Here is a 7,029-nt window from a genome sequence, read left to right as displayed (position 1 = left end):
TTTTCCGGTAATGTCGGGTTGTTGAAGCCACAATCCGAAAGGACCACCGATGACCACCGATATGATGAACCTTCGCGCTCTGGTCGAACAGACCCCCGACGCCGATATTTTGCGTGAGATGATCGGCTTTGCCGCTGAACGCCTGATGGAGATGGAAGTGGGCGCTGCCACAGGCGCTGGTTATGGAGCGAAGAGCTCCGATCGCCTGGCCCAGCGCAATGGGTATCGCGACAGAGACTGGGAGACACGCGCCGGCACTGTCGAGCTGCGCATTCCCAAGCTGAGGACAGGGTCCTATTTCCCAACCTTCCTGGAGCCGCGCCGCATGGCCGAGAAGGCTCTAACCGCAGTTATCCAGGAAGCTTACATCCAGGGCATTTCCACCCGATCAGTCGATGATCTGGTCAAGGCCATGGGGATGGGCGGCATCTCCAAAAGTCAGGTGAGCCGGCTGTGCGAAGAGATCGACGATAAGGTCAAAGCCTTCCTCGATCGCCCCATCGAGGGTGACTGGCCCTATCTGTGGATTGATGCCACTTACCTCAAGGTGCGCCGCGGTGGGCGTATCGTCTCGGTCGCCGCCATTATCGCCATCGGCGTCAACAGTGATGGCAGGCGTGAGGTTCTGGGCATGGAGATCGGGACCTCGGAAGCCGAGCCGATCTGGACAGCGTTTCTGCGCAAGCTGACCCGGCGGGGGCTACGTGGGGTCAAGCTCGTGATCTCCGATGCGCACGAAGGGATCAAGGCGGCCGTCAGCAAGGTGTTGTGCGCCACTTGGCAACGATGCCGGGTTCACTTCATGCGCAACGTTCTTGCCCATGCCGGAAAGAGCGGGCGCCGTGTCGTCTCTGCCTTCATCGCCACGGCCTTTGCGCAGGAAACACCAAAGGCGGCCAGTGCGCAATGGCGCGCCGTCGCCGATCAGATCCGACCCAAGGTGCCCAAGCTGGCCACCCTGCTCGATGAGGCCGAGCCTGATGTTCTGGCCTACATGTCGTTCCCACGCGAACACCGGACCAAATTGCACAGCACGAACCCAATCGAGCGTCTCAACGGCGAAATCAAGCGGCGCACCGATGTCGTGGGCATCTTTCCCAATGATGACGCCATCGTGCGCCTCGTGGGCGCGTTACTGCTCGAACAGAACGATGAGTGGGCCGTCCAGCGCGCCCGCTACATGACACTGGAAACAATGAGCCAGATGAGCGATGATCCCCTCATCAGCCTGCCGCCCCTGGCCGGCTGATCCGACACCGGCAGTGCCGGGAAATGCGTGGCGGCCCAAACCAACCTACACCACGCCAGGGGACACCATCCCTGAGCGAGCTCGAGTACATGCTGGGCGTGAGCCTTTACAAGCGTCACTCCCGAGGCATCACGCTTTCGGAGTCCGGAAGCCGCATGGCAGCGATCGCCCGACGCATGCTCCACGAGCTCGATGCGACGTCGCGTGAAATATCCCAGATCGGCAGTGGCTTTCGCGGCACGATCACGGTCGGCTCGGTTACTGGACCTTCGGTCGCGATCATTCTGCCTGCCATCCAAAGTGCCCGCGCACGCTACCCGGAAAACGAAATCAGCCTGATCGTGGATACAAGTGACAAGCTGGCGGGACACCTTTTGGCCCGCCGTCTGGATTTCTATGTCGGGCGCGTGCCCGCAGACGTCGATACGCGAGCGCTTGCCACGCGGGTTGTCGGCCCCGAACCTTTCTGCCTCGTGGTCCGGGAGGGGCATCCCCTGCTCGAGAAGCAGAGCCCGACACTCGAGGACTATACGCAATATGAATGGATCATGCAGCCACCGGGAGGATTGGCCCGCCACATGGTGGAGCTCTACCTGCTGGAGCACGATTGCAGCCCGCCCGAGCGTGTCATCAGCACCTCCTCGCTGATGGTTACGCTGGCGTTCATTCAGGAGACCGACGCCATTGCCCCGCTGGCAAGTGCTGTCGCCGATTTCTGGACGAGCCGGGGCGGCGGGCTTAATCGCGTCAGGGTGCTGCCGCTCGCATCGGACATGGCCATCCTTCCCTATGCGCTCGTGACGCGGCAGGGCGAGAGCCTTTCCGCAGCGGCAACGCGGTTCTATGACGATGTGTCGGCCAAGCTCGAATTCAGCGATGCGGCGACCTTTTCGGGCAGTGAGCATCTTCCAAAGAGCCTGTCCGAGTAGGATGGCTCGTCCGGCCGCCGGGGGCTGCCCTGAGGGCCGGACGGGCGCGACTTTAGTTGACCATCTCTCCGGGCCTGCCCGACAGACATCTCAGGATGTTGTTGGTCGCCTGGATTATGATGAGGATGCCTCCCGTGGTCATGCCCTGGCGCGGCCAGAACATCACGAAGGTGCCGCTCGGGCTCAATTCGTTGGCTCCGAGCTGGGCAAGGGTATTGCCCGAAACCACGAGGAGATAGGCAAACCAGAGCAGCAAGAGGTTTATGGCGATCACAGCGGCGGTGCGGGCCGCGAGCGGCATCATCAGGAAGAGGGTGTTGACCTGAATGTGCTGCCAGGTCCGGATGTAGGACGCGGCGCCCCACAGCACCATGAACCCCAGCGTATATGCCGCCAGCTCCTCGACCCAGATGAGCGGGCTGCGCAGCACGTAGCGCATGCCAACCTGGGTGATCAGCAGCAGCAGGATCAGGGAGGCCGTGACCATGAGCCCGATCCGGCAGAAGCGGTCCACATAGCCGCTGAACGTGTCGAAGAGCTGGGCGAATTTCTGGAAGTACGTCATGGTTTCCTCGTCCAATCCTAAAGGCCGCCAAGCCCGAGCCAGCGCGGAAGAGTCTCGCTGATGGCAGGGAACAGGATCACCGAGAGCGTTATGCATATCTCGAGGATGATGAAGGGCCAGATGTAGCGCACGATGGACATGACCGGCATACGCCCGACAAGGGCCGTCATGAGCAGCGTGCCGCCCACCGGCGGTGTCAGGTGTCCGATGCCCAGGGCCATGACGATAATCATGGCGGTATGCACCGAGCTGAACCCGGCTTCGAGCGTGAATACCGGAATGATGATGGCACCAAACAAAAGGATCGCAGTGGTCCGGTCGATGAAGAGGCCGACCACGAAAAGCACCGCCAGCATGAGGGTCGACAGCACCAGGGGATCGTCCGATATCGCCAGGAGCATGGAGGTGACCTCCTGGGGGATCTGGCGCGAGGCCATGACATAGGACAGCGCGAAGGCCGCCCCGATCAGCACCATGACCGCAGCGGAGGTCAGGGCGGTTTCCAGCATAATGCCGGGAAGTTCGCGCACCTTGATGGTTCTGAGGATGACCACGGTGATCACTAGGCCATAGGCCGCGGCGATCGCCCCTGCCTCGGTGGGCGAAAAGAAGCCTCCGAAGATGCCGCCGACCACCACGATCGGCATCATCAACGGCAGGGCGGCGTGCCGAAAGGCCTTGAGCACGGTGGAAAACGGAGCGCGGGGATAGGACGGGACGTCGAGCCGCCGGACCAGGAAATAGGTCATGGTCATGTAGCAGACCGCGATCAGGATCGCGAGGCTGAGCCCGGCTGCGAACAGGGCGCCGATGGAGACGCCGAAGGTCGCCCCATAGACGATGAGCACGATGCTGGGCGGAATCATGGGGGCGAGCGTTCCCGAGACCGCGGTGATCGCGCCGGCAAACCCGGCAGGATAACCTTCCTTCTTCATGGCCGGCACGAAGATCGTGCCCATGGCTGCGATATCGGCATAGGCCGAGCCTGAAATTCCGCCGAAGAATACGCTCGAGAGAATGTTGATCTGCGCGAGTGCGCCGCGCATGTGACCGACCAGGGCCTTGGCGAGATCGACCATCCGCGTGGTCAGCCCGCCCCGCGTCATCACGATCCCCGCCAACAGAAACATCGGGATCGCCAGCAGTGTGAAGGAGGTCATGCCCCCGTAAAATCTCTGCATGATCACAGTGAGCGCGGAGTCCCGGCCCACGTCGAGCCAGTGAATGAGGCTGGCGACGCTCATCGCAAGAAAGACCGGGGCGCCGACGAAAATCAGCAGGAACAGAACCCCGAGAATCGGCAGGACTAGCATTTGGGTGCACCTTTTCAGCCCAAGCAAAGCACCCGAGACGGACCCCGGCCGGGGTCCGCCTCAGGCGCGGCACATGTGTCAGCAGTTCATGGCGCGGCTGGCGCTAGAACCCCTGGCTTACGCGCTCGACGACGTCGAGCGTTGCCTGGATGAAGTCCTCATCTGCCACCGCGGCAACGAATTCCTCGCCGACAGGGGCGGCGAGTTCGCGCCAAAGCTCGCGCTCTTCCGCGTTCGGCTCCACGACCTCGAAGCCTTCGTCGATGATCCGGGCAAGGGCGGCATTGTCCTCGACCAAAGCGTAGGCATTCTGGACGGTAGTCGCCAGCGCAACACCTTCCTCAATGATCCGCTGATGGCCTTCGGGCAGGCTCTCCATGAACTCGGCATTGGCGATATAAGCCGTCACGTCGTACATGTGAGCCGTGAGCGACACGTACGGCGCCACTTCCAGGAGCCCCGCGTTCCATGCGGAGTTCAACCCGCCTTCGGTGGCGTCGATCATACCAGTCTGCAGTGCAGTGTAACGCTCGGCCGACGGCAGGGCCACGACCGATGCTGCCAGAAGCGCGGTCCACACCTGCTGGTGCATCGGGGCTTCCATGGTACGGATCTTGATGCCGTATTCCTCCATGTCGCTGGGCACCCGGATCGGTCCGTCCGTGGTGTAGAGGTGACGCACGGAATTCTCGGCGGCACCCAGGTAGCGCAGCAGCCCGCCGCTGTCCTCGAGGATCTTCTCGTTCACGAGGTCGATATATTCGCGGTCCTGAAAGACCGACCAGGCAACCGCGCGGCCGGGGAACAGGAACGGCAGGTTCCAGACCTGGGCGGACGGAAATGCGCCAGCGAGGCCGCCCGCGTTGGGCGTGACGAACTCGAGCTCACCGAGGCGCACCTGATCGAGCACTTCGCGCTCGGCACCGCCGAGAGCCTCGATCGTAGTCAGGGCGATCTCAATGTCGCCGCCCGAGGCAACCTCGACATAGTTCTTGAATGCCTCTGCAGCCGGTTCCTGATAATCGGCGATCGAGGCGAAGTAGGCCAGGGTTGCGCGATATTCCTGCGCCTGGACGGCAGTGCCCATGAGCAGGCCCGCAGCTAGAGCGCTGATAGCAACGTTATGAATCTTCGACATTAAAATTCCTCCCTATGCAGATTGTCCGGACTGCACCAGTCCGGTCAGAACAGCTCCTTGCACCTGTCGAGCCACCGCTTGGGCCACCTTCGTGCTCCAGCGCTCCGCAGGAGAACACCGGGACGATACCGAGGCGTTCTCCATCCCCCCCAACTTCGGCCATTCCGGGGCCCCGAGGCGCTCGTCAGCTGAGCCTTGTTCGAGTAAAGAGGCGACCTGCCAAAGGGTCAAATCAGCTTAATGGAGAATGATATCGCAATCATGAGATATCATTTCGGCTAATGCCGATATACCACCGGTCAGTGGATAGCCGCAGCCAGGCGGCCACCGGACGCCAGGGGGTGGCAAAGGTCGATCAACACGGCTGACCATCCTCATCTACGATGCGATCCGCCTAGAGCATATCCTGTTCTGATTGAATCAGAACAGGAGCTCTAAGTCTTTGATTTGTCGCGTTTCCAAACCGATGGTGTCCCTGGAGGTGGTGTAGGTTCTGAGGAGAGTGGTCACCGGCGGTTTTCCGGTAATGTCGGGTTGTTGAAGCCACAATCCGAAAGGACCACCGATGACCACCGATATGATGAACCTTCGCGCTCTGGTCGAACAGACCCCCGACGCCGATATTTTGCGTGAGATGATCGGCTTTGCCGCTGAACGCCTGATGGAGATGGAAGTGGGCGCTGCCACAGGCGCTGGTTATGGAGCGAAGAGCTCCGATCGCCTGGCCCAGCGCAATGGGTATCGCGACAGAGACTGGGAGACACGCGCCGGCACTGTCGAGCTGCGCATTCCCAAGCTGAGGACAGGGTCCTATTTCCCAACCTTCCTGGAGCCGCGCCGCATGGCCGAGAAGGCTCTAACCGCAGTTATCCAGGAAGCTTACATCCAGGGCATTTCCACCCGATCAGTCGATGATCTGGTCAAGGCCATGGGGATGGGCGGCATCTCCAAAAGTCAGGTGAGCCGGCTGTGCGAAGAGATCGACGATAAGGTCAAAGCCTTCCTCGATCGCCCCATCGAGGGTGACTGGCCCTATCTGTGGATTGATGCCACTTACCTCAAGGTGCGCCGCGGTGGGCGTATCGTCTCGGTCGCCGCCATTATCGCCATCGGCGTCAACAGTGATGGCAGGCGTGAGGTTCTGGGCATGGAGATCGGGACCTCGGAAGCCGAGCCGATCTGGACAGCGTTTCTGCGCAAGCTGACCCGGCGGGGGCTACGTGGGGTCAAGCTCGTGATCTCCGATGCGCACGAAGGGATCAAGGCGGCCGTCAGCAAGGTGTTGTGCGCCACTTGGCAACGATGCCGGGTTCACTTCATGCGCAACGTTCTTGCCCATGCCGGAAAGAGCGGGCGCCGTGTCGTCTCTGCCTTCATCGCCACGGCCTTTGCGCAGGAAACACCAAAGGCGGCCAGTGCGCAATGGCGCGCCGTCGCCGATCAGATCCGACCCAAGGTGCCCAAGCTGGCCACCCTGCTCGATGAGGCCGAGCCTGATGTTCTGGCCTACATGTCGTTCCCACGCGAACACCGGACCAAATTGCACAGCACGAACCCAATCGAGCGTCTCAACGGCGAAATCAAGCGGCGCACCGATGTCGTGGGCATCTTTCCCAATGATGACGCCATCGTGCGCCTCGTGGGCGCGTTACTGCTCGAACAGAACGATGAGTGGGCCGTCCAGCGCGCCCGCTACATGACACTGGAAACAATGAGCCAGATGAGCGATGATCCCCTCATCAGCCTGCCGCCCCTGGCCGGCTGATCCGACACCGGCAGTGCCGGGAAATGCGTGGCGGCCCAAACCAACCTACACCACGCCAGGGGACACCATC

At 61.6% G+C, this 7,029-nt stretch carries 6 protein-coding genes; 3 read left to right on the top strand and 3 right to left on the bottom strand.

Features of this window, described 5'->3' with window-relative positions; genetic code table 11:
- Window positions 1–49 precede the first annotated feature (49 nt).
- Together EO136_RS11795 and EO136_RS11790 are read left to right on the top strand one after the other, a co-directional pair.
- On the top strand, window positions 50–1,249 hold the full coding sequence (locus tag EO136_RS11795) for an IS256 family transposase (protein WP_127143937.1): 1,200 nt from the start codon (window positions 50–52) through the stop codon (window positions 1,247–1,249).
- 155 nt (window positions 1,250–1,404) lie between these two features.
- Entirely contained in the window at window positions 1,405–2,178 is a 774-nt protein-coding gene (locus tag EO136_RS11790; RefSeq protein ID WP_164730558.1) for a LysR substrate-binding domain-containing protein, read from the top strand.
- A 52-nt stretch (window positions 2,179–2,230) separates the two neighbouring features.
- Here EO136_RS11790 and EO136_RS11785 read toward each other — a convergent pair whose 3' ends face one another.
- From EO136_RS11785 to EO136_RS11775, 3 genes are all read right to left on the bottom strand, one after another.
- Window positions 2,231–2,743: a TRAP transporter small permease gene (locus EO136_RS11785; protein WP_164730557.1), complete on the bottom strand. Its 513-nt coding sequence runs from the start codon at window positions 2,741–2,743 to the stop codon at window positions 2,231–2,233.
- Window positions 2,744–2,760: 17 nt separating this feature from the next.
- On the bottom strand, window positions 2,761–4,056 hold the full coding sequence (locus EO136_RS11780; protein WP_127144617.1) for a TRAP transporter large permease: 1,296 nt from the start codon (window positions 4,054–4,056) through the stop codon (window positions 2,761–2,763).
- A 103-nt stretch (window positions 4,057–4,159) separates the two neighbouring features.
- Window positions 4,160–5,194 carry a TRAP transporter substrate-binding protein gene (locus EO136_RS11775; RefSeq protein WP_127144616.1) on the bottom strand — a complete coding sequence of 345 codons (1,035 nt, stop codon included), beginning with the start codon at window positions 5,192–5,194 and terminating at the stop codon, window positions 4,160–4,162.
- Between the two features lie 565 nt (window positions 5,195–5,759).
- On the opposite strand from EO136_RS11775, the gene EO136_RS11770 reads away from it, so the two are divergent.
- Window positions 5,760–6,959, top strand: coding sequence for an IS256 family transposase (locus tag EO136_RS11770; RefSeq protein ID WP_127143937.1), 1,200 nt, complete (start codon window positions 5,760–5,762; stop codon window positions 6,957–6,959).
- The last annotated feature ends 70 nt before the right edge of the window (window positions 6,960–7,029 follow it).

Origin of the sequence: Pelagibacterium montanilacus (assembly GCF_003992665.1) — a bacterium.
Taxonomy (GTDB): domain Bacteria; phylum Pseudomonadota; class Alphaproteobacteria; order Rhizobiales; family Devosiaceae; genus Pelagibacterium; species Pelagibacterium montanilacus.
This window is presented reverse-complemented; position numbering and strand designations above follow the sequence as displayed.

Excerpts from the sequence above, each read along its gene's own strand:
- EO136_RS11785 (WP_164730557.1), bottom strand. The coding sequence starts at position 2,743 with ATGACGTACTTCCAGAAATTCGCCCAGCTCTTCGACACGTTCAGCGGC.
- EO136_RS11770 (WP_127143937.1), top strand. The coding sequence starts at position 5,760 with ATGACCACCGATATGATGAACCTTCGCGCTCTGGTCGAACAGACCCCC.
- EO136_RS11795 (WP_127143937.1), top strand. The coding sequence starts at position 50 with ATGACCACCGATATGATGAACCTTCGCGCTCTGGTCGAACAGACCCCC.
- EO136_RS11775 (WP_127144616.1), bottom strand. The coding sequence starts at position 5,194 with ATGTCGAAGATTCATAACGTTGCTATCAGCGCTCTAGCTGCGGGCCTG.
- EO136_RS11790 (WP_164730558.1), top strand. The coding sequence starts at position 1,405 with ATGGCAGCGATCGCCCGACGCATGCTCCACGAGCTCGATGCGACGTCG.
- EO136_RS11780 (WP_127144617.1), bottom strand. The coding sequence starts at position 4,056 with ATGCTAGTCCTGCCGATTCTCGGGGTTCTGTTCCTGCTGATTTTCGTC.